Origin of the sequence: Burkholderia sp. Z1, from assembly GCF_014893795.1 — a bacterium.
GTDB lineage: Bacteria > Pseudomonadota > Gammaproteobacteria > Burkholderiales > Burkholderiaceae > Burkholderia > Burkholderia theae.
The window spans coordinates 3,031,281-3,050,340 of the sequence record NZ_JACFYL010000001.1; the positions used below are offsets into that span (position 1 = coordinate 3,031,281).

Consider the following 19,060-nt stretch of genomic DNA (forward strand, 5'->3'; position numbering starts at 1 on the left):
GATCTTGCATGGAAAATCTGGGCGGCTTCGTCGTGTTCGTGCAGGTCGCGGAAACGCGCAGTTTCGTCGCGGCCGGCCGCGCGCTCGGGCTGTCGGCATCGGCGATCGGCAAGCGCATCGCGCGGCTCGAGGCGCGCCTGAACGTGCGGCTGTTTCACCGCAGCACGCGCAGCATCACGCTGACCGCCGAAGGCACGCGCTTTCTCGAACGGTGCCGGCGCGTGATCGCCGAGATCGACGCGGCCGAGCAGGAACTGAAGTACAGCGCCGAAGCGCCGCGCGGGCGTTTGCGCGTGAGCCTGCCGACGATCGGCACGCTGCTGCTGCCGGTGCTCGCCGACTTCATGGCCGCGTATCCGGAGATCGAACTCGATATCGATTTCAGCGACCGGCTCGTCGACGTCGTCGAAGAAGGTTTCGACGCGGTGCTGCGCACCGGCCAGCCGTCGGATTCGCGGCTGTCGTCGCGGCTGCTCGGCCATTTCCGCCAGCACCTCGTCGCGTCGCCCGACTATCTCGACCGGCACGGCACGCCGCACACGCCGGCCGATCTCGCGCGCCACCGCTGCCTGCATTACCGCTTCCCGAGCAGCGGCAAGCTCGAAACCTGGCCGCTGCGCGTGCCGCGCTCGGGCACGCCGCCCGACGTGCCCGTATCGATGGTCAGCAACAGCGCGGAAACGCGCCTGTGCTTCGCGCTGCGCGGGCTCGGCATCGCGTGCCTGCCCGAATTCTTCGTGCGCGGCGCGCTCGATGGCGGCACGCTGCGCGCGGTGCTCGACGAACACGTCGCGAGCCGCACGCCGCTCTATGCGCTGTGGCCGTCAGGCCGCCATCCGACGCCGAAGCTGCGCGCGTTCGTCGATTACATGGCCGCGCACCTGCACCTCTGACCGCAGCCGGCCGTCACGCCGCCTTCGCGTGCACGCCGAGCCGCCGCAACGCCTGCCCTTGCTCGTCGAACAGGTGACAGTGCTCGGCCTGCGCATGCACGTGCAGTGCGTCGCCGGTGCGATACGTATCGAGCGGCGGAATCCGCGCGATCAGGCCGTCCGGCGCGACCGCCGACTCCGCATACAGATACGCGGCATCGCCGAGCGACTCGACGGCCATCGTCCGTGCGGCGACACCCGTGGCCACGGCCTCGACCAACAGATGCTCGGGCCGCACGCCGACGGTCACCGCCGCGCCGCGCTGCAGCCCCGCCGCTTCGACCGCCACGCGCTGCGTCTCGCCGCTGTCGAAGCGCACGAGCACGCCGCCCGCATCGACCGATTCGACCGTGCCTGTCAGGAAGTTCATCTTCGGCGAACCGATGAAGCCCGCGACGAACTGGTTCGCCGGCGCGTGATACAGCTCGTTCGGCGTGCCGACCTGTTGCACCGCGCCGCCCGACAGCACGACGATCTTGTCGGCGAGCGTCATCGCCTCGACCTGGTCGTGCGTCACGTAGATCATCGTCGTCTTCAGCTCGTCGTGCAGCCGCGCGAACTCCAGCCGCATCTTCACGCGCAGCGCGGCATCGAGGTTCGACAGCGGCTCGTCGAACAGGAATACCTTCGGCTTGCGCGTGATCGCGCGACCGATCGCGACGCGCTGCCGCTGGCCGCCCGACAGCTGCTTCGGCTTGCGGTCGAGCAGGTGATCGATGTGCAGGATCTTCGCCGCGTTCTTCACCGCCTGGTCGATCTCGGGCTTCTTCGCGCCCGCGAGCTTGAGGCCGAACGCCATGTTGTCGTACAGCGTCATGTGCGGGTACAGCGCATACGACTGGAACACCATCGCGATGCCGCGCTTCGCGCTCGGCACGTCGTTGACCTTCGCGCCGTCGATCAGCAGGTCGCCGCTCGAAATATCCTCGAGGCCGGCGATCATCCGCATCAGCGTGGATTTGCCGCAGCCGCTCGGGCCGACGAACACGACGAATTCGCCGTCGGCGATGTCGAGGTTCACGTTACGCAGTACTTCGGTTTCGTCGTAGCGCTTCGCGATGTTGCGCAGGAGCACGCTTGCCATGATCTGTCTCCGTTCGTTCGTGATGCGCCGCATGCACGCATGCGGCGCGTAACTTGCTCTAGTTCGGCAGCACCGCGCCCGTCGCCTGCCAGCGCGCGACGTAGCCGGGCAGCTCGTGCATGTCGTCGAATACGTGACGCGCGCCGATGCCGCGCAGCGCGTCGATCTGCGCGGCCGACGCATGCCCGCCGCCGACGAAGCCGAGCACGGTCATGCCGGCCGCGGCCGCCGCGGTGATGCCTGTCACGCTGTCCTCGACGACGAGGCACTGCGCGGGTGCCACGCCGAGCGTGCGCGCGGCCGCGAGATACACGTCCGGCGCCGGCTTCGGCCGCGCGACGGAATCCGCGCAGAACAGCCGGTCGCCGAAGAAGCGCGCGAGGCCCGTGCGCGCGAGCGCCGCCTCGACATACGTGCGGTAGCTGTTGCTCGCGCAGGCCGTCGTCAGGTCGATCGCGGCCAGCGCCGCATCGATGCCTTCGACCATCGGCGCGTTGACGGCCGCCGCCTCGACCGCGCGGCGGATCGCGTCGACATCGTCGGCCGACAGCGTGCGGCCGACGGCGTCACCCGCGCCGGCCAGCACGCGTTCGATGCGCAGCCCGAGCAGCGGCATCACGGCCGGCCGCGCATCGACGCCCGGCCAGCGCGCATCGAGTTCGCGCACGATCACGTCGGCGGCGACCGCCTCGCTGTCGATCAGCACGCCGTCGCAATCGCAGATCAGCACGTTCGCACCTTGACCGGTAGCACCTTCGCCGGCCGCGCTCATTTGACCGCCCCGAACGTGAGCCCGCGCACCAGCTGCTTCTGCGACAGCCAGCCGACGATCAGGATCGGCGCGACCGCAAGCAACGAAGCGGCGGACAACTTCGCCCAGAACAACCCCTCGGGGCTCGAGTACGACGCGATGAACACGGTCAGCGGCGCCGCGTTCGAGCTCGACAGGTTGATGCTCCAGAACGCTTCGTTCCACGACAGGATCACCAGCAGCAGCGCGGTGGACGCGAGCCCCGGCAGCGCCATCGGCATCAGCAGGTAGACGATCTCCTGCCACGTCGATGCGCCATCGATGCGCCCGGCTTCGAGGATGTCCTTCGGGATCTCGTTGAAGTACGTGAAGGTCATCCACACCGCGATCGGCAGGTTGATCAGCGTGTAGACGATCACGAGGCCCGACACCGTGTCGAGCAGCCCCGCGTTCTTCCACAGCAGGTAGATCGGCACGAGCACGCCGACCGACGGCATCATCTTCGTCGACAGCATCCACAGCAGCACCTTCTGCGTGCGGTGGTTCGGGAAGAACGCCATCGCGTACGCGGCCGGCACCGCGAACAGCAGCGAGATCACCGTGACGCCCGCCGAGATCAGCACCGAATTCCATGCGAACGCGAAGTAGTTGCTGCGCGCGAACACCTCGCGGAAGCTGTCGAGCGTCGGGATGAAGAACAGCGTCGACGCATACGCCTGCTGCTCGGTCTTGAACGCGGTGATCGCCATCCAGAAGATCGGGAAGAACAGCAGCAGCGCGATCAGCCACGCGAGCGTGCCGGGCAGCGCGCGCCGCACCAGGTCGAACACGACCGGCACGCGCCGGCCTTCGAAGGTCAGGTCGCTCATTTCTCGTACTCTCCCTTCAGGTTGCGCGCGAGCATCCGCACGAGGAAGAACGACACGACGTTCGCGACCACCACGGCGATGATGCCGCCGGCGGATGCGAGGCCCACGTCGAACTGCTGCAGGCCGAGCGCGTAGATCAGGTACGACAGGTTGGTGGTCGCGTCGCCGGGGCCGCCGCCGGTCGTCGTGTAGATCTCCGCGAAGATCGACAGCAGGAAGATCGTCTCCATCATCACGACCACCGCGATCGCACGCTTCAGGTGCGGCAGCGTGATGTAGAAGAACATCGCGATCGGCCCCGCGCCGTCGATGCGCGCGGCTTCCTTCTGCTCCTGGTCGAGCGACTGGATCGCGGTGAACAGGATCAGGAACGCGAACGGCAGCCATTGCCACGCGACGATGATGATCACGGCGGTGAGCGGGTAATCGGCGAACCAGTCGATCGGCGTCATCCCGAGCGCGCGCATCGCGGTCGCGACGAGCCCGTAGACCGGGTGCAGGATCATGTTCTTCCAGATCAGCGCGGACACCGTCGGCATCACGAAGAACGGCGCGATCGCCAGCAGGCGTGCGACGCCCTGCCCGTAGAACTTGCGGTCGAACAGCACGGACATCAGCACGCCGCCGACCACCGTGATCGCGAGCACCGCGCCGATCAGCACGAGCGTGTGCCAGATCGCGGGCAGGAACGACGGATCGGTCGCGAGGAAGCGGTAGTTGTCGAGGCCCGCGAAACCCTTCACGTCCGGGTTCAGCAGGTTGTAGCGCGAGAACGAATACCAGATCGTCATCGCGAGCGGAATCGACATCCACAGCAGCAGCACCGCGACGGACGGCGACACGAGCCAGCTCGCGCCGCCGCGCGCGCGGCGCGGCGCGCCCGGCGGCGACGACGCGTCGCCGACCGACGGCGCGTGACTCAGGGGAAGACGTAGGTGACGCATGATCGGAGTCCCTCCGGTTGATGCGCGGGCGCGAACGGCCTGCCCGCCTTTCAGCATGGGCGACCCGCACCGTGCCCGACGGCACACGGCGCGGGGCCGCGTTACTTCTTGTAGCCGGCCTGCCGGACCGCGCGGTCGGCGGCGGCCTGCCCGGCGGCCAGCGCCTGGTCGACCGTCATCTGGCCGGCAACCGCACCCGCGATCGACTGGCCCACCACCGTGCCGAACGACTGGAATTCAGGAATCCCGACGTACTGCACGCCCGTGTACGGCACCTTCTTCAGCGACGGATCGGTCGGGTCGGCCGTCTCGATCGCCTTCAGCACGAAGTCCGAGAACGGCGCGGCGGCCTTGTACTCGGGGCGCTGATAGGTCGACGCACGCGTGCCCGGCGGCACCGACGCCCAGCCCTCGTCCTTGCCGGCCATCTCGATGTACTGCTTCGACGTCGCCCACGCGATGAACTTGCGCGCGGCATCCTGCTGCTTCGAGGTCTTCGGCACGGCCAGCGCCCACGCCCACAGCCAGTGCGAACCCTTCGGCGTGACGGCGACCGGCGCGGGCGCGAAGCCGATCTTGTCGGCCACCTGCGACTGCTGCTTGTTATAGAGCATCCCGGCCGCGACCGTCGCGTCGATCCACATCGCGCACTTGCCCGACGCGGTCAGCGTCAGGTTCTCGTTGAAGCCGTTCGAGCTCGCTCCCGGCGGGCCGTCCTTCTTCAGCAGGTTCACGTAGAACGTGATCGCCTTCTTCCATTCGGGCGACGTGAGCTGCGCGTTCCAGTTCTCATCGAACCAGCGCCCGCCGAACGTGTTCACGACCGTCGACACGAACGCCATGTTCTCGCCCCAGCCGGCCTTGCCGCGCAGGCAGATCCCGTAGGTGCCCTTCGCCTTGTCGGTGAGCTTGTCCGCGAACTCGGCGATCTGGTCGTAGGTCGGCTGGTCGGGCATCTTCAGCCCCTTCGCCGCGAACAGGTCCTTGCGGTAGAACGTCATCGAGCTTTCGACGTAAAACGGCAGCGCATACAGCTGGCCGTTGTACGACAGGCTGTCGCGCGCGGTCTTCACGATGTCGTTGAGGTCGTAGTCGGCGGGCAGGCCCGTGATCGGCGCGAGCCAGCCGCGCTTGCCCCACTGCGGCGTCTCGTAGGTGCCGATCGCCATCACGTCGAACTGGCCGCTGCCGGTCGTGATGTCGGTCGTCGCGCGCTGGCGCAGCACGTTCTCCTCGAGGATCACCCAGTTCAGCTTGATGTCGGGGTTCGCTTTCTCGAACGCCGGCGACAGCTTCTTCAGCTCGATCATGTCGGGGTTGTTCAGCGTCGCGATCGTCAGCGTGCCGGCGGACGCGGCGCAGGCGGCCGTCGCGAGCGCGGCTCCGGCGAAGCAGCGTGCGGCGGCGTCGAGCATCTTTCGTTGCATGGCATGTCTCCTGTGATTGTTCGAAGTATCGTCGGTCTTGCGTCGTTTCCTTCGCGGCCCGTCATGCCGGCCGCTGCATTCCGCACGCGCGCGCATAGTGCGCAATCACGTCGCGTATCCGGTGGCGCACCCATGCGCGCGGCTCCTTCGCGAGCCCGCCCGCGCGGCACGCCGCGTAGACATCCGGCAGCCACTGCGCGACGAGCGTCTCGGGCACCGGCTGCCGCGCGAGGTTGCCGAACAGTTGCTCGACCGCGGCCGCGACGGCCGGCTGCAGCCAGTAGTAGCGAATCCGGTCGCTGTAGCTGAACTGGCGCGCTAGCCGCTGCTCGGTCTCGTCGCCGCGGTAGTACGGCGCCCAGTGCTCGGGCTGCGCGCGCATCGCGGCGTCGACGACGTCGCGCAACCGCGAGCGCTGCGCGACGTCGTCGATCAGCGCATCCTCGATGAACGTCAACGCGAACAGCGCCTCGCGCAACGCGAATGTCAGCGCCGGGCCGACCTTCAACACCGCGAAGTGATCGCGCACGAGCGCGGCGAGCGCACCCTCGGTCTGGTAATCGGTCGAATGCGCTTCGAACACGAGACGCGGTGTATGCAGGATACTCGCGCCGAGTGACGCTGCCTTGGCGCTGTCGTAGTCGAGCACGTGGCGATCGTCGAAGTCGACGCCCGGCTGCGCGACGATCGCGACGACACGCGTCCACGCGTCGTCGAGCCCGGCCGCCGCGAACGCGCGGCGGTGCGCGTCGAGCGTCGCGTCGATGCTGTCGCTGCGCGTGACCGCGATCCGGGCGATCGCCGCCTCGCCGTCATGGCCGCCGACTTCACCGCCCGGCGTCGGCACCTCGGTGCCGATCACGTAGACGGGCGCGACGCCGGCGCGCGCCGCCGCGTCTTCCGCCGCGCGGCACAGCTCGGCCGCGCGCGCGGCGATCGTGCGGTCGTCGAGCCGCGCCGGATCGTCCGCGCAGGCCATGCTCGCATCGAGGTGAATCTTTTCGAAGCCGGCCTCGACATACGCGGCGACCATCGCGCCGGCCTCGCGCATCGCGTCGGCCGCGCGGCGATGCCGCCACGGGTTCGGGCCGAGATGATCGCCGCCGAGCACGAGCGCCGACGGCGGCAGCCCGCAGCGCTCGGCGATCGCGTCGACGTCGCGGCGGAAATCGGCGGGCGTCATGCCCGTGTAGCCGCCGAGATGGTTCACCTGGTTGCAGGTCGCCTCGATCAGCAGCGGCGAGCCGTCCGCGCGTGCGGCTTCGCAAGCCGCCTCCAGCACGAGCCGGTGCGCGCTGCAGATCGAATAGATGCCGCGCTGCGCGTCCGCGCGGTTCGCGTCGAAGATCATCCGCAGCACGGCATCGGCGTGCGCGGTGCGCGTGCGTTCGGCGAGGGTCGTCAGGCCGGACATGCGATACCTCGTTCGGTCAGGAAACGGTCGATCTCGGCCGCGCTGCTATTGCCCTCCATCGGGCCGCGCCGCGTGACCGCGATCGCACCGGCCGCGTTCGCGCGGCGCAGCGCGACGTCGATCGGCACGCCCGCGACGAGGCTCGCGACCAGCGTGCCGCCGAAACAGTCGCCGGCGCCGGTCGGGTCGATCTCGTCGACCGGAAAGGCCGGCGCCTCGACGCGGTTCGCACGGTCGAACGCAACGCTGCCTGCCGCGCCGCGCTTCAACACGACACGCTCGAGCAGCGGATGCGTCGCGAGCAGGCCCGCGATCGCACGCTCGGCCGGCTGCGGCCCGCAGAAGAACGGCAGGTCGGCCTCGCTCGGCAGGAACAGGTGGCAGGCGGCGAGCATCTCGTCGAGCGCCGCGCGCATCGGACGAAAGCTCAGCATTTCGGGCCGCACGTTCGGATCGAACGACACCTTCGCGCCGGCGCGCGCGGCCTCGATCACGCCGCGATGCACCGCCGCGATCGCCGATTCGCTCGTCAGCGACGAGCCCATCACGTGGAAGTAGCGGCAGCCGTCGAACATCGCCGTATCGACGTCGGACGCATCGACGCACGCGGCCGCGCTGGTGGCAAGACTGAAGACGAAGCTGCGCGAGCCGTCGTCGCGATACGCGACGAACGCGGTGCCCGTCGGGCGCGCGACGCGGCGGATGCGCGCGACATCGACGCCGTCGCGTTCGAGCCGCGCGACGATCGCGTCGCCGAACGCGTCGCGACCGACACAGCCCGCATACGCGACGCGTGCGCCGAGCCGGGCGGCCTGATCGGCAAAGATCGCGGGCGCGCCGCTCGGGAACGGTCCGGCGAACAGGCCCGGCGTGTCGAAGTCCTGGCCGCGCTCGGCGGCGACGAATTCGGCCAGCAGTTCGCCGGCAACAACGATCGCGGCCATCAGGCGTGTCCTCGTTCGACGGCGGCCGCGCCGGGCGGGCGAGCCGCCCCGTCGAGGGCCGGCCGGCAGGTTGCGCGTGCGAGCGGCGCCATGGTCAGCTCATCCAGTTGCCGCCGTCGACGTTCAGCGTCTGGGCGGTGATGTAGTCGGCGTCGGCCGATGCGAGGAACAGCGCAGCACCCGTCAGGTCGCCCGGCACGCCCATGCGGCCGAGCGGCACGGCTTCGCCGACGAGCCGCTTCTTCTCGCCGAGCGGCCGGTTCTCGTAGCGCGCGAACAGCGCATCGACCTGCTCCCACATCGGCGTGTCGACGACGCCCGGCGCGATGCCGTTTACGTTGATCCGGTGCGGCGCGAGCGCGAGCGCGGCCGATTGCGTATAGCTGATCACCGCGGCCTTGGTCGCGCAGTAGTGCGAAACGAGTGACTCGCCACGACGGCCGGCCTGCGACGACATGTTGACGATCTTGCCGCCGCGCCCTTGCTCGACCATCCGCTGCGCGACGGCCTGCATCAGGAAGAACAGCCCTTTCACGTTGACCGCGAACAGCCGGTCGAACACGTCCCACGATTCGTCGAGGATCGGGCGCATGTCGAACAGCGCCGCGTTGTTGAACAGGATGTCGATGCCGCCGAAGCGCTCGACCGCGGTCGTGACGATCCGCTCGATATCGTCGCGGCGCGTGACGTCCGCGGTGACGGCCACCGCGCGGCCGGGGTTCGCCTCGATGAGCCGTGCGAGCGAGCCGCCCGCCGGCTTCAGGTCGACGAGCACGCAGCGCGCGCCTTCGTCCAGATAGCGTTGCGCGACCGCCTCGCCGATGCCGCTTGCGGCGCCCGTCAGGATCGCGACCTTGTGTTCCAGTCTCACTGGTTGTCTCCGGTTCGTTCTGCTGTGCGACGGCCGCGAAGTGAGCGAACGCCCGCTGACCGATCAATTGCTCTGTTAGTGATCGAATGATCGGATACGCGATTCGCGCTGTCAAGGCGACGTGGCGGCTTTCTATGATGCGCTGCGGCACAACGGCGCAGGGCGACAGCCCGTCGCGCGCGCCCGGCAAGGCGCGGCGCGCGCGGTGCGGTGCGGCCGGGAAAGCGATGAAGGGGACGGAGCGAGGACGGGAAAGGGAATTCGCGCTGCACGGCGCGACGATACGTTATATCATCGCGGTACTCCGTTTTATTGCCTGCTTCACGCCATGGCTACCTCATCGTCCATTGACGCCCGGCTGTCCCGGGCCGACGCATTCGCCGCCGAGCACGGGCTCGCGTGGACGCCGCTGCGCCGCCAGGTCTACGAACGCGTGCTGGCCGCGCAGCGCCCGATCGGCGCATACGACCTGCTCGCCGAGCTCGAGCCGCAGCGCGGCCGCGTGCCGCCCACGACCGTCTATCGCGCGCTGGATTTCCTCGTCGAGCACGGCTTCATCCACCGGATCGAATCGAAGAACGCGTTTTTCGCGTGCTGCGAGATCGGCGTGCCGCACGAAGGCCAGTTCCTGATCTGCGATTCGTGCGGCGACACCGTCGAGATTCCCGGCGGCGACCTCGCGAAGCAGTTGTCCGCGAGCGAGCCCGCGCACGGGTTCGAAGTCCACCACCAGGTCGTCGAATTGAGCGGCCTGTGCGGCCACTGCAAGCGCAAGCCCGCGCAACGCTGACGCCGAATCGCGCGGCGCATGCGCCGCCCCTTCCAACGAGGAGTTCCATGTCCATTGCCTTGAAGCGCGCGCCGCGGTGTGCGCTGTCGCCTGTCCGCTGGCTCGCCGCCGCTGCCGCCGCGCTGTCGCTTGCGGCGCCGGCATTCGCGCAGGCCGCGACCGTCAACGTCGTCGCCGCCGAGAATTTCTACGGCGATGTCGTGTCGCAGATCGGCGGCCACCACGTCGCGGTGACGAGCATCCTGAGCAATCCCGACCAGGATCCGCACCTGTTCGAAGCGAGCCCGAAAACGGCCCGCGCGCTCCAGCGCGCGCAGGTCGTGATCTACAACGGCGCCGACTACGATCCGTGGATGGGCAAGCTGCTCGGCGCGTCGAAGCAGGCGAAGCGCGCGACGATCGTCGTCGCCGATCTCGTCGGCAAGAAGGCCGGCGACAACCCGCACCTGTGGTACGACCCGGCGACGATGCCGGCCGCCGCCCGTGCGATCGCCACCGAGCTCGGCCGTGCCGACCCGGCGAACAAGGCCGAATACGATGCGAACCTGCAGAAGTTCGTCGCGTCGCTGAAGCCCGTCGACGACAAGGTCGCCGCGCTGCGCGCGCAGTACAAGGGCGTGCCGGTGACGGCCACCGAGCCCGTGTTCGGCTATATGTCCGACGCGATCGGCCTCGACATGCGCAACCAGCGCTTCCAGCTCGCGACGATGAACAACACCGAAGCGAGCGCACAGGACGTCGCCGCGTTCGAGAACGACCTGCGCAAGAAGCAGGTGCGCGTACTGATCTACAACAGCCAGGCCGAAGAACCGATGACCAAGCGGATGCTGAAGATCGCACGCGACGGCGGCGTGCCGAGCGTCAGCGTCACCGAGACGCAGCCGGCCGGCAAGACCTTCCAGCAATGGATGGCCAGCCAGCTCGATGCACTCGCCAGCGCGCTTTCGGCCGGCAAGAAATAACACGACCGCAACACGATGACCGCCACTCCTCACGCACTCGCAGTCGATCGCGTCACGCTCGAACTGGGCGGACGCACGATCCTGCGCGACGTCAGCTTCTCGATCGAACCCGGTGAATTCGTCGGCGTGCTCGGGCCGAACGGCGCCGGCAAGACGACGCTGATGCGCGCGGTGCTGGGCCTCGTGCCCATCTCCAGCGGCACGCTGTCCGTCGGCGGCGTGCCGGTCGTGCGCGGCAACGCGTCGATCGGCTACATGCCGCAGATCCGGAGCGGCCTCGCGAACCGCCGGATGCGCGGCTACGACTTCGTCGCGATGGCCGCCGACGGCCACCGCTGGGGGTTGCCGCACACGAACGCGGCGGCGCGACGCGAGGTCGACCGCGTGCTCGACCTCGTCGGCGCCCCAACGCTCGCGCGCCGGCCGCTGTCGGAGCTGTCGGGCGGCGAGCGGCAGCGCCTGCTGCTCGCGCAATGCCTGCTCGGCAGCCCGAAGCTGCTGCTGCTCGACGAACCGCTGATCAGCCTCGATCCGAACCACCAGCGCGGTGTCGTCGAACTCGTGCGCAATGTGCAGCGCGAGCTCGGCATCACCGTGCTGTTCTCCGCGCACGAACTGAATCCGCTGCTGAACGCGCTCGACCGCGTGCTGTATCTCGGCAACGGCGTCGCGGCGCTCGGCACCGTCGACGAGGTGATCACGAAGCCGGTGCTGTCGCGGCTCTACGGGTCGCCGATCGACGTGATGCGCGTGAACGGCAAGATCTTCGTGATGTCGGGCGACGTCGAGATCGAGAAGCACGACCACGAACACGAAGACGACGACGGCCACTCGCATGGCGGCGGCGGCGGCCATCACCACCACGGACACGCCCATCCCGGGCATTCGCACGATGTTTGAATACGACTTCATGATCAACGCCTTCGCGGCGTCGGGCATCGTCGCGGTGCTCGCGGGCATCGTCGGCTACTTCCTGGTGCTGCGCGGGCAGACCTTCGCCGGCCACGCGCTGTCGCACGTCGGCTTCACCGGCGCGACGGGCGCGGTGCTGCTCGGCATCTCGCCGATCTGGGGGATGGTCGGCTTCACGCTCGCGGCCGGGATCGGGATGGGCGCGCTCGGCGAGAAGCTCGCGGGCCGCGACGTCGCGATCGGCGTGATCCTGTCGGGCGCGCTCGGCTTCGGCCTGCTGTTCCTGCATTTCTATACGTCGTTCGCGACGCAGGTCACCGCGCTGCTGTTCGGCAACGTGCTCGCGGTCAGCCACGACACGCTCGCGGTGCTCGCGGGCATCGGCGCGGTGAGCCTCATCGCGCTCGCGCTGATCGCACGGCCGCTGCTGTTCGCGTCGCTGCAGCCCGAACTGGCCGAAGCCAAGGGCGTGTCGCTGCGCACGGTGTCGATGCTGTTCCTCGCGGTGTGCGCGCTCGCGGTGGCCGCCGCGACGCAGATCGTCGGCGTGCTGCTCGTGTTCACACTGCTGGTCGGGCCGGCCGCGGCCGCGCAGAACGTGTCGACGCGGCTGTCGACGGGCGTGCTGCTCGCCGCGCTGTTCGCGCTGTTCGAAGCATGGGCCGGTATCGTGCTCGCGTATCACACCGACTGGCCGACGAGCTTCTGGATCACCGCGCTGTCCGCGCTCGTGTACGGCGCGAGCCTGTTGCGGCGCAACTGATTCCCGGTGCCAATGAAAAACGCCGGCGTGCCCGAGGGCAGCGCCGGCGTTTTTTTATGCACCGCGGCGATCGCGTACAGCGATGCCGCTGCGTGCGTTACCTACCTGATTCCCGCTCCGCTCACCGCGCAAGCACGCGCGCGTGATGCGCGATGTGATCGGCGATGAACGTCGAGATGAAGTAGTACCCGTGGTCGTAGCCCGGATGACGGCGCAGCGTCAGCGGCTGGCCGGCCTTCGCACAGGCGGCTTCGAACACGTCGGGGTTCAGCTGGTTCGCGAGGAACTGGTCGGCGAGGCCTTGATCGACCAGGATGCCGTCCGCGAACTTCGGCGCATCGGCGCGCGCGACGAGTTCGCTCGCGTCGTGCTGCTTCCACGCGTCGCGATCGGCGCCGAGGTAGCCCGAGAACGCCTTCTCGCCCCACGGGCAGCGCGTCGGCGCGGCGATCGGCGCGAACGCCGACACCGACCGGTACAGGCCCGGATGGCGCAACGCGAGCGTCAGCGCACCGTGCCCGCCCATCGAGTGGCCGAAGATCCCGAGCCGCGCGCCGTCGATCGGCAGTTCGGCCGCGACGAGCTCGCGCAGCTCGCCCGTCACGTACGACTCCATCCGGTAGTGCGCGGACCACGGCGCTTCGGTCGCATCGACGTAGAAACCCGCGCCGACGCCGAAATCCCACGCGTCGGTCTCGCCCGGCACGCCCGCGCCGCGCGGGCTCGTATCGGGCATCACGAGCGCGATGCCGTGCTGCGCCGCGTACTGCTGCGCGCCCGCCTTGATCGCGAACGTCTCGTCGGTGCACGTGAGCCCCGCGAGATAGAACAGCGCCGGCACGCGGCCCTGCGCGGCCTGCGGCGGCAGGTACACCGAGAACTTCATCGGCAGGCCGATCGCCGCCGAATCGTGACGGTAGAAGCGCTGCTCGCCGCCGTGGCACGCATGCGAGGAAACGAGTTCGAGCATGGCGATGCGCTCCCGGTCAGTACAGCACGACCGAGCGGATCGACTCGCCCTGCTTCATCAGGTCGAAACCTTCGTTGATCCGCTCGAGCGGCAGCGTGTGCGTGATCAGGTCGTCGATGTTGATCTTGCCTTCCATGTACCAGTCGACGATCTTCGGCACGTCGGTACGGCCGCGCGCGCCGCCGAACGCGGAGCCCTTCCATTCGCGGCCCGTCACCAGCTGGAACGGACGCGTGCTGATTTCCTCGCCGGCTGCCGCCACGCCGATGATGAACGACTGGCCCCAGCCCTTGTGCGTGCACTCGAGCGCCTGGCGCATCAGCTTCACGTTGCCCACGCATTCGAACGAGTAGTCCGCGCCGCCGTCGGTCAGCTGCACGATGTGGTCGACGACGTTCTCGACTTCGTTCGGGTTGATGAAGTGCGTCATCCCGAACTTCTTCGCGAGCTCGACGCGCTTCGGGTTGATGTCGACGCCGATGATCTTGTCCGCGCCGACCATCTTCGCGCCCTGGATCACGTTCAGGCCGATCCCGCCCAGGCCGAACACGACGACGTTCGCGCCCGCCTCGACCTTCGCCGAGTAGACGACCGCGCCGACGCCCGTCGTCACGCCGCAGCCGATGTAGCAGATCTTGTCGAACGGCGCGTCCTCGCGCACCTTCGCGACCGCGATCTCCGGCACCACGATGTAGTTCGAGAACGTCGACGTGCCCATGTAGTGGAACAGCGGCTTGCCGTCGAGCGAGAAGCGCGACGTCGCGTCGGGCATCAGGCCCTTGCCCTGCGTCGCGCGGATCTTCTGGCACAGGTTGGTCTTGCGCGACAGGCAGAACTTGCACTCGCGGCATTCCGGCGTGTACAGCGGAATCACGTGGTCGCCCTTCCTCACGGTGCCGACGCCGGGGCCGACGTCGACCACCACGCCCGCGCCTTCGTGGCCGAGGATCGCCGGGAAGATGCCTTCCGGATCGGCACCCGACAGCGTGTAGTAGTCGGTGTGGCAGATGCCGGTTGCCTTCACTTCGATCAGCACTTCGCCTGCGCGCGGCCCTTCGAGATCGACTTCCTCGATCGTCAGCGGCGCGCCCGCCTTCCATGCAATCGCGGCTTTCGTCTTCATCGTGTCACTCCTGTCTGTCTGTTAAGTCGAACCGGGTTGGCGCTTCGGCACGGGTGTCGACCGGAGCCGGTGCTTCGGCACGCTCCGGTCCCATGCTTTGCGCCGGGCCCATGCAAAGCTGTGGAAGCCGTGCCGCGCGGCATCGCGCGCGCCACGGCGCAAGAATCTCGTGCTCGCCATGATGGCCGGTCCCGACGCGCACCGCGTGCGGGAAACGGTCGCCGGCTTGCCACGATGCGTCATCGCTGACGCAAATGAACAAGTGTTCGAGTTTAAACGCCCGTCGTGAACCATGCATCCGTACGCGCGTACAGATCGATGAAGCGCGCGTAACGCGCGGCCAGCAAGCGATCGTCGCGCGGCGCGGCGACCGGCGACGCGCTCGGTGCCAGCGCGTGCAACGCCGCTTCCCGCCAGTGACCGATCGCAACGCCCGCGAGCAGCGCGGCGCCGCGCGTCGCGGCGTTCGGGCAATCGATCGCGTGAAGCGACGCGCCGAGCGCATCGGCGAGCAACTGGCGCCAGCGCGGATCGACCGAGCCGCCGCCGGCGAGACGCAGCGTCGTCACCGGGTCGCCGCGATCGGCGTCGCGGATCGCATCGAGCCCCGCACGCAACGCGAACGCGACGCCTTCGAACGCGGCACGCATCATCGCACCGCGCGTATCGCCGAGCCCGAGGCCGAGCCAGCCGCCGCGCGCATCGGGGTTCATCCACGGCGAACGCTCGCCCGTCAGGTACGGCAGGAAGCACAGCCGTTCGGACGCCGGTTGCGCGAACGCATCGTCGTACGCGTGCGCCCAGTCCGGATAACCGAGCCAGCCGCGCACGGTTTCGAGCGCGAGCCCGACGTTCTGCATCGCGGCCATCGTGTAATAACCGCCGCCGGCCGCCGTGCGATAGCGATGCAGCCCGCGCCGCGCGGGCGGCAGCGCATCGGCGAGCACGACGATCTGGCCGCCGCTGCCCGTCGTCAGCAGCGCGTCGCCGGCCGTGGCAAGCCCACTGCCGAGCGCCGCGCACGCCGTGTCGGCCGCGCCCGTCGCAAGCGGCACGCCGGCCGGCAGGCCGAGCGCCGCGGCCGCGCGCGCACCGAGCACGCCGCAACGTGCGCTCGACGCACGGACCGGCGCGAACCGGTCGGCAGGCAAGCCGAGAGCGTCGATCAACGACGTATCCCATGCACCGTCGGGCGTCGCAAGCGCGGTCGCACATGCGTCGCTCGGATCGGCCGCGACGTCGCCGCCTAGTGCGACGCGCAGCCAGTCCTTCGGCTGCACGGCCCAGCGCGCGGCGCGCAGCGCAGCGGGTTCGTGCGCGGCCAGCCAGCGCAACAGCGGGCCTGCCATGCCCGGTGCGACGGGATTCGGAGCATCGCGCCAGTCGGCCGCATCCGCTTCGCTCACCGCGCGCGTGTCGGGCCACAGCATCGCAGGCCGCACCGGCTGCCCGTCCGCGTCGACCAGCACGACGCCATGCATCTGGCCCGAGAACCCGATCGCCGCGACCTGCTCGCGCTCGCCGGCCGGCAACCGCGCGGCCGCGCGCACCAGCGCCTGCCACCATGCGTCGGGCGCGATCTCGGCCCAGCCGGGCTGCGGCGACGACAACGCATAAGGTTCGCTCGCGACCGCGCGCTCGATGCCGTCGGCATCGAGCGTGACGAGTTTGACGGAGCCGGTGCCGAGGTCGATTCCGAGCAGGCGCATGACGCGTGAAGATGAATTCGAATGAACGGATGTCGATGATAACGGGATCGCGATACACGACCCGATTTTTGCCGCCGCGATGACGCGCCGAAAGCACTGTCGGCAGCGGGGTGTCACCGGGCTGCACCTTGCGTGCAAAAGCGGCCGTTCGCGGGTTAACCCGGCACGATTTTTCGACACCCCTTTTTGCCACTATGCGAGCCGCGCGATACACACCATAAAGCGACCTATATTTGACACGGGGGCCCGCGCTATTTTGAAGGGCTATAAATCCGGGGAACCTCACTCCTACGGCAGTTTCCCGATGATCGACCCCCTGTTCCATGCCGAAATGGCATATCGAACCAGCAAAGAACGGAATAGTACCCAGTGCTCTTGTTGCGGGGATTCATTCCGCATAACTTCGTATCACCCCGAAAACAAGATCATGGAGTGAGACAGATGCAATCGAACACGGTCCATCCGTGCGATGAAGTGCTGCCGACCGGCAAGCTGGTAACGCTTGGCCTGCAGCACGTCCTCGTCATGTACGCCGGCGCTGTCGCCGTACCGCTTATCGTTGGCGGCGCGCTCAAGCTGCCGAAAGACCAGATCGCGTTCCTGATCAGCGCCGATCTGTTTTCGTGCGGCATCGCGACGCTGATCCAGACGCTGGGCCTGTGGATCTTCGGGATCCGCCTGCCCGTCATCATGGGCTGCACGTTCGCGGCAGTCGGCCCGATGATCGCGATCGGCACGAACCCCGGCCTCGGCATTCTCGACATCTTCGGTTCGACCATCGCGGCCGGCATCATCGGCATCGTGCTGGCGCCGATGATCGGCAAGCTGTTGCGGTTCTTCCCACCGGTGGTGGTCGGCACCGTGATTGCGGTGATCGGTCTGTCGCTGATGGAAGTCGGCATCAACTGGGCAGCCGGCGGCGTCGGCAACCCCGAATACGGCAGCCCCGTCTATCTCGGCCTGTCGCTGCTCGTGTTGACGCTGATCCTGCTGATCAACAAGTTCGGCCGCGGCTTCATCGCGAACATCTCGGTGCTGCTGGGCATCGTCGCCGGCTTCGTGATCGCGTTCGTGATCGGCCGCGTGAACACGGAAGGCGTGTCGCTCGCGCCGTGGGTCGGCTTCGTGATGCCGTTCCACTTCGGCTGGCCGCACTTCGACCCGCTGTCGATCGCGACGATGGTCACCGTGATGTTCGTCACGTTCATCGAATCGACCGGCATGTTCCTCGCGGTCGGCGACATGGTCGATCGTCCGGTCAACCAGCAGCAGCTCGTGCGCGGCCTGCGCGTCGACGGCCTCGGCACGCTGATCGGCGGCATCTTCAACTCGTTCCCGCACACGTCGTTCTCGCAGAACGTCGGCCTGATCGGCGTGACGGGCGTGAAGAGCCGTTACGTGTGTGCGACGGGCGGCGTGATCCTCGTGCTGCTCGGCCTGTTCCCGAAGATGGCGCAGGTCGTCGCGTCGGTGCCGCCGTTCGTGCTCGGCGGCGCAGGCATCGTGATGTTCGGGATGGTGGCGGCGAACGGCATCAAGGTGCTGTCGAAGGTCGACTTCGTGAACAACTCCCATAACCTGTTCATCGTCGCCGTGAGCGTCGGCATGGGCCTCGTGCCGGTCGTGTCGCCGCACTTCTTCTCGAAGCTGCCGCCGGCGCTCGCACCGATCCTGCACAGCGGCATCCTGCTGGCATCGGTAACGTCCGTGATCCTGAACATCGTGTTCAACGGCGTGAAGGGCGAGAAGGACGCGCGTTGCGACATTCGCCGTGCCGGACACGACTTCGACGGCCGCCCGGCCGACGTGCACCACTGATCGCTCCGCGCCGGAAAACGGCGCAACACGGTAACGAAAAACGCCACGGCATGCCGTGGCGTTTTGCTTGGCGGGACCCTCGTGGCAACGGCGCCTGCCTGCCGCGGGCGGGTGTCCCGGGAGAAACCGGGCATCAGCTCCCGTGCAGCGCCAGCGCCGACGCGACCTCGCGCGCGCAGGCTTCCGGCGTGGCCTTGCTGGTGTCGACCGTCACGTCATACGTGACGCCAGCGTGCACCCTGTCGTACTGCCAGCGTGCCAGCCCGGCAACACGGTCGCCTCGTTGCCGCTCCCTTTCCTCGAGAACCTCCAGCGGACAGTGGACGCCAACCATGCTGACCGTGAACGGCGCCAGCAAATGGGCATATTCCGCTTTCTCGTCGCCCAGCAGCACGTCGTCGACAATCAGATGGTTTCCCTGGTTCGCCAGCGCGACGATCGCGTGTCGCATCCCCTGCATCGCTCGCCGGGCAACCGGCCCGCTACGTATCGATACGACATCCTTGCCGTCTTCGATGAATGACGAAAAAACGAATCCGTCCGCATCGTTCAGGTAACGCGCGGGCAGCATGCCGAGAAACGCATCCATCTGGACATGCAGGAACGGGATGTCCAGCATGGCCTGGAGCGCATGCGCGAGAGACGTCTTGCCTGAGCTTCCCACGCCGTTGAGCAGGATGATTCGAGTCGTTTTCATGCGGCGAGTGTACCTGCGTGCCCTGAACAACGCCGATCGGTATCGCGGAACGAACTGCGTGACCCGACCCGCCGCACCGG

At 68.2% G+C, this 19,060-nt stretch carries 18 protein-coding genes; 6 read left to right on the forward strand and 12 right to left on the reverse strand.

Annotation, left to right across the window (positions count from 1 at the left end; translation table 11 throughout):
* Positions 1-8: 8 nt before the first annotated feature.
* Positions 9-893, forward strand: a complete 885-nt coding sequence (locus H3H55_RS14090; RefSeq protein WP_193098941.1) for a LysR family transcriptional regulator — start codon at positions 9-11, stop codon at positions 891-893.
* 13 nt (positions 894-906) lie between these two features.
* Here H3H55_RS14090 and H3H55_RS14095 read toward each other — a convergent pair whose 3' ends face one another.
* The 8 genes from H3H55_RS14095 to H3H55_RS14130 form a co-directional block, all read right to left on the reverse strand.
* Positions 907-2,016 (reverse strand): ABC transporter ATP-binding protein, encoded by a 1,110-nt coding sequence (locus H3H55_RS14095; protein WP_193098942.1) that lies wholly within the window; start codon positions 2,014-2,016, stop codon positions 907-909.
* Between the two features lie 58 nt (positions 2,017-2,074).
* Complete coding sequence (locus H3H55_RS14100) at positions 2,075-2,788, reverse strand: HAD family hydrolase (RefSeq protein WP_193098943.1); 714 nt, start codon at positions 2,786-2,788, stop codon at positions 2,075-2,077.
* Entirely contained in the window at positions 2,785-3,636 is an 852-nt protein-coding gene (locus H3H55_RS14105; protein WP_193098944.1) for a carbohydrate ABC transporter permease, read from the reverse strand. The genes H3H55_RS14100 and H3H55_RS14105 overlap by 4 nt, the downstream gene beginning before the upstream one ends.
* The gene (locus tag H3H55_RS14110; RefSeq protein ID WP_048245224.1) at positions 3,633-4,580 is read right to left on the reverse strand and encodes a carbohydrate ABC transporter permease; all 948 of its coding nucleotides are present in this window, start codon (positions 4,578-4,580) and stop codon (positions 3,633-3,635) included. The genes H3H55_RS14105 and H3H55_RS14110 overlap by 4 nt, the downstream gene beginning before the upstream one ends.
* 101 nt (positions 4,581-4,681) lie before the next feature.
* Positions 4,682-6,007, reverse strand: coding sequence for an ABC transporter substrate-binding protein (locus tag H3H55_RS14115; protein WP_048245225.1), 1,326 nt, complete (start codon positions 6,005-6,007; stop codon positions 4,682-4,684).
* Positions 6,008-6,068: 61 nt separating this feature from the next.
* Positions 6,069-7,421: a D-tagatose-bisphosphate aldolase, class II, non-catalytic subunit gene (locus H3H55_RS14120; RefSeq protein WP_048245226.1), complete on the reverse strand. Its 1,353-nt coding sequence runs from the start codon at positions 7,419-7,421 to the stop codon at positions 6,069-6,071.
* Positions 7,409-8,365 carry a sugar kinase gene (locus tag H3H55_RS14125; protein ID WP_193098945.1) on the reverse strand — a complete coding sequence of 319 codons (957 nt, stop codon included), beginning with the start codon at positions 8,363-8,365 and terminating at the stop codon, positions 7,409-7,411. The genes H3H55_RS14120 and H3H55_RS14125 overlap by 13 nt, the downstream gene beginning before the upstream one ends.
* Positions 8,366-8,459: 94 nt before the next feature.
* A complete protein-coding gene (locus tag H3H55_RS14130; protein WP_193098946.1) occupies positions 8,460-9,236 on the reverse strand; it encodes an L-iditol 2-dehydrogenase in 777 nt (258 codons plus the stop codon).
* 328 nt (positions 9,237-9,564) lie between these two features.
* On the opposite strand from H3H55_RS14130, the gene H3H55_RS14135 reads away from it, so the two are divergent.
* From H3H55_RS14135 to H3H55_RS14150, 4 genes are read left to right on the forward strand one after another with little or no spacing between them, the layout of a single operon-like run.
* A complete protein-coding gene (locus tag H3H55_RS14135) occupies positions 9,565-10,026 on the forward strand; it encodes a Fur family transcriptional regulator (protein WP_011546084.1) in 462 nt (153 codons plus the stop codon).
* Between the two features lie 47 nt (positions 10,027-10,073).
* Positions 10,074-10,988, forward strand: coding sequence for a metal ABC transporter solute-binding protein (locus tag H3H55_RS14140; RefSeq protein WP_193098947.1), 915 nt, complete (start codon positions 10,074-10,076; stop codon positions 10,986-10,988).
* Between the two features lie 15 nt (positions 10,989-11,003).
* Entirely contained in the window at positions 11,004-11,888 is an 885-nt protein-coding gene (locus tag H3H55_RS14145; RefSeq protein WP_129512850.1) for an ABC transporter ATP-binding protein, read from the forward strand.
* Positions 11,881-12,663 carry a metal ABC transporter permease gene (locus H3H55_RS14150; protein ID WP_048245231.1) on the forward strand — a complete coding sequence of 261 codons (783 nt, stop codon included), beginning with the start codon at positions 11,881-11,883 and terminating at the stop codon, positions 12,661-12,663. The genes H3H55_RS14145 and H3H55_RS14150 overlap by 8 nt, the downstream gene beginning before the upstream one ends.
* Before the next feature lie 121 nt (positions 12,664-12,784).
* Here H3H55_RS14150 and fghA read toward each other — a convergent pair whose 3' ends face one another.
* The 3 genes from fghA to H3H55_RS14165 form a co-directional block, all read right to left on the reverse strand.
* Positions 12,785-13,633 carry an S-formylglutathione hydrolase gene (gene fghA / locus H3H55_RS14155; protein WP_193098948.1) on the reverse strand — a complete coding sequence of 283 codons (849 nt, stop codon included), beginning with the start codon at positions 13,631-13,633 and terminating at the stop codon, positions 12,785-12,787.
* Positions 13,634-13,649: 16 nt separating this feature from the next.
* Complete coding sequence (locus tag H3H55_RS14160) at positions 13,650-14,756, reverse strand: S-(hydroxymethyl)glutathione dehydrogenase/class III alcohol dehydrogenase (RefSeq protein ID WP_034178897.1); 1,107 nt, start codon at positions 14,754-14,756, stop codon at positions 13,650-13,652.
* Positions 14,757-15,028: 272 nt separating this feature from the next.
* Positions 15,029-16,465 carry a xylulokinase gene (locus H3H55_RS14165; protein ID WP_193098949.1) on the reverse strand — a complete coding sequence of 479 codons (1,437 nt, stop codon included), beginning with the start codon at positions 16,463-16,465 and terminating at the stop codon, positions 15,029-15,031.
* A gap of 441 nt (positions 16,466-16,906) precedes the next feature.
* On the opposite strand from H3H55_RS14165, the gene H3H55_RS14170 reads away from it, so the two are divergent.
* A complete protein-coding gene (locus tag H3H55_RS14170; protein ID WP_193098950.1) occupies positions 16,907-18,283 on the forward strand; it encodes a nucleobase:cation symporter-2 family protein in 1,377 nt (458 codons plus the stop codon).
* A 133-nt stretch (positions 18,284-18,416) separates the two neighbouring features.
* Here the strand turns inward: H3H55_RS14170 and H3H55_RS14175 are convergent, their stop codons facing one another.
* Positions 18,417-18,980, reverse strand: a complete 564-nt coding sequence (locus H3H55_RS14175) for a chloramphenicol phosphotransferase CPT family protein (RefSeq protein WP_193098951.1) — start codon at positions 18,978-18,980, stop codon at positions 18,417-18,419.
* Between the last annotated feature and the right edge of the window lie 80 nt (positions 18,981-19,060).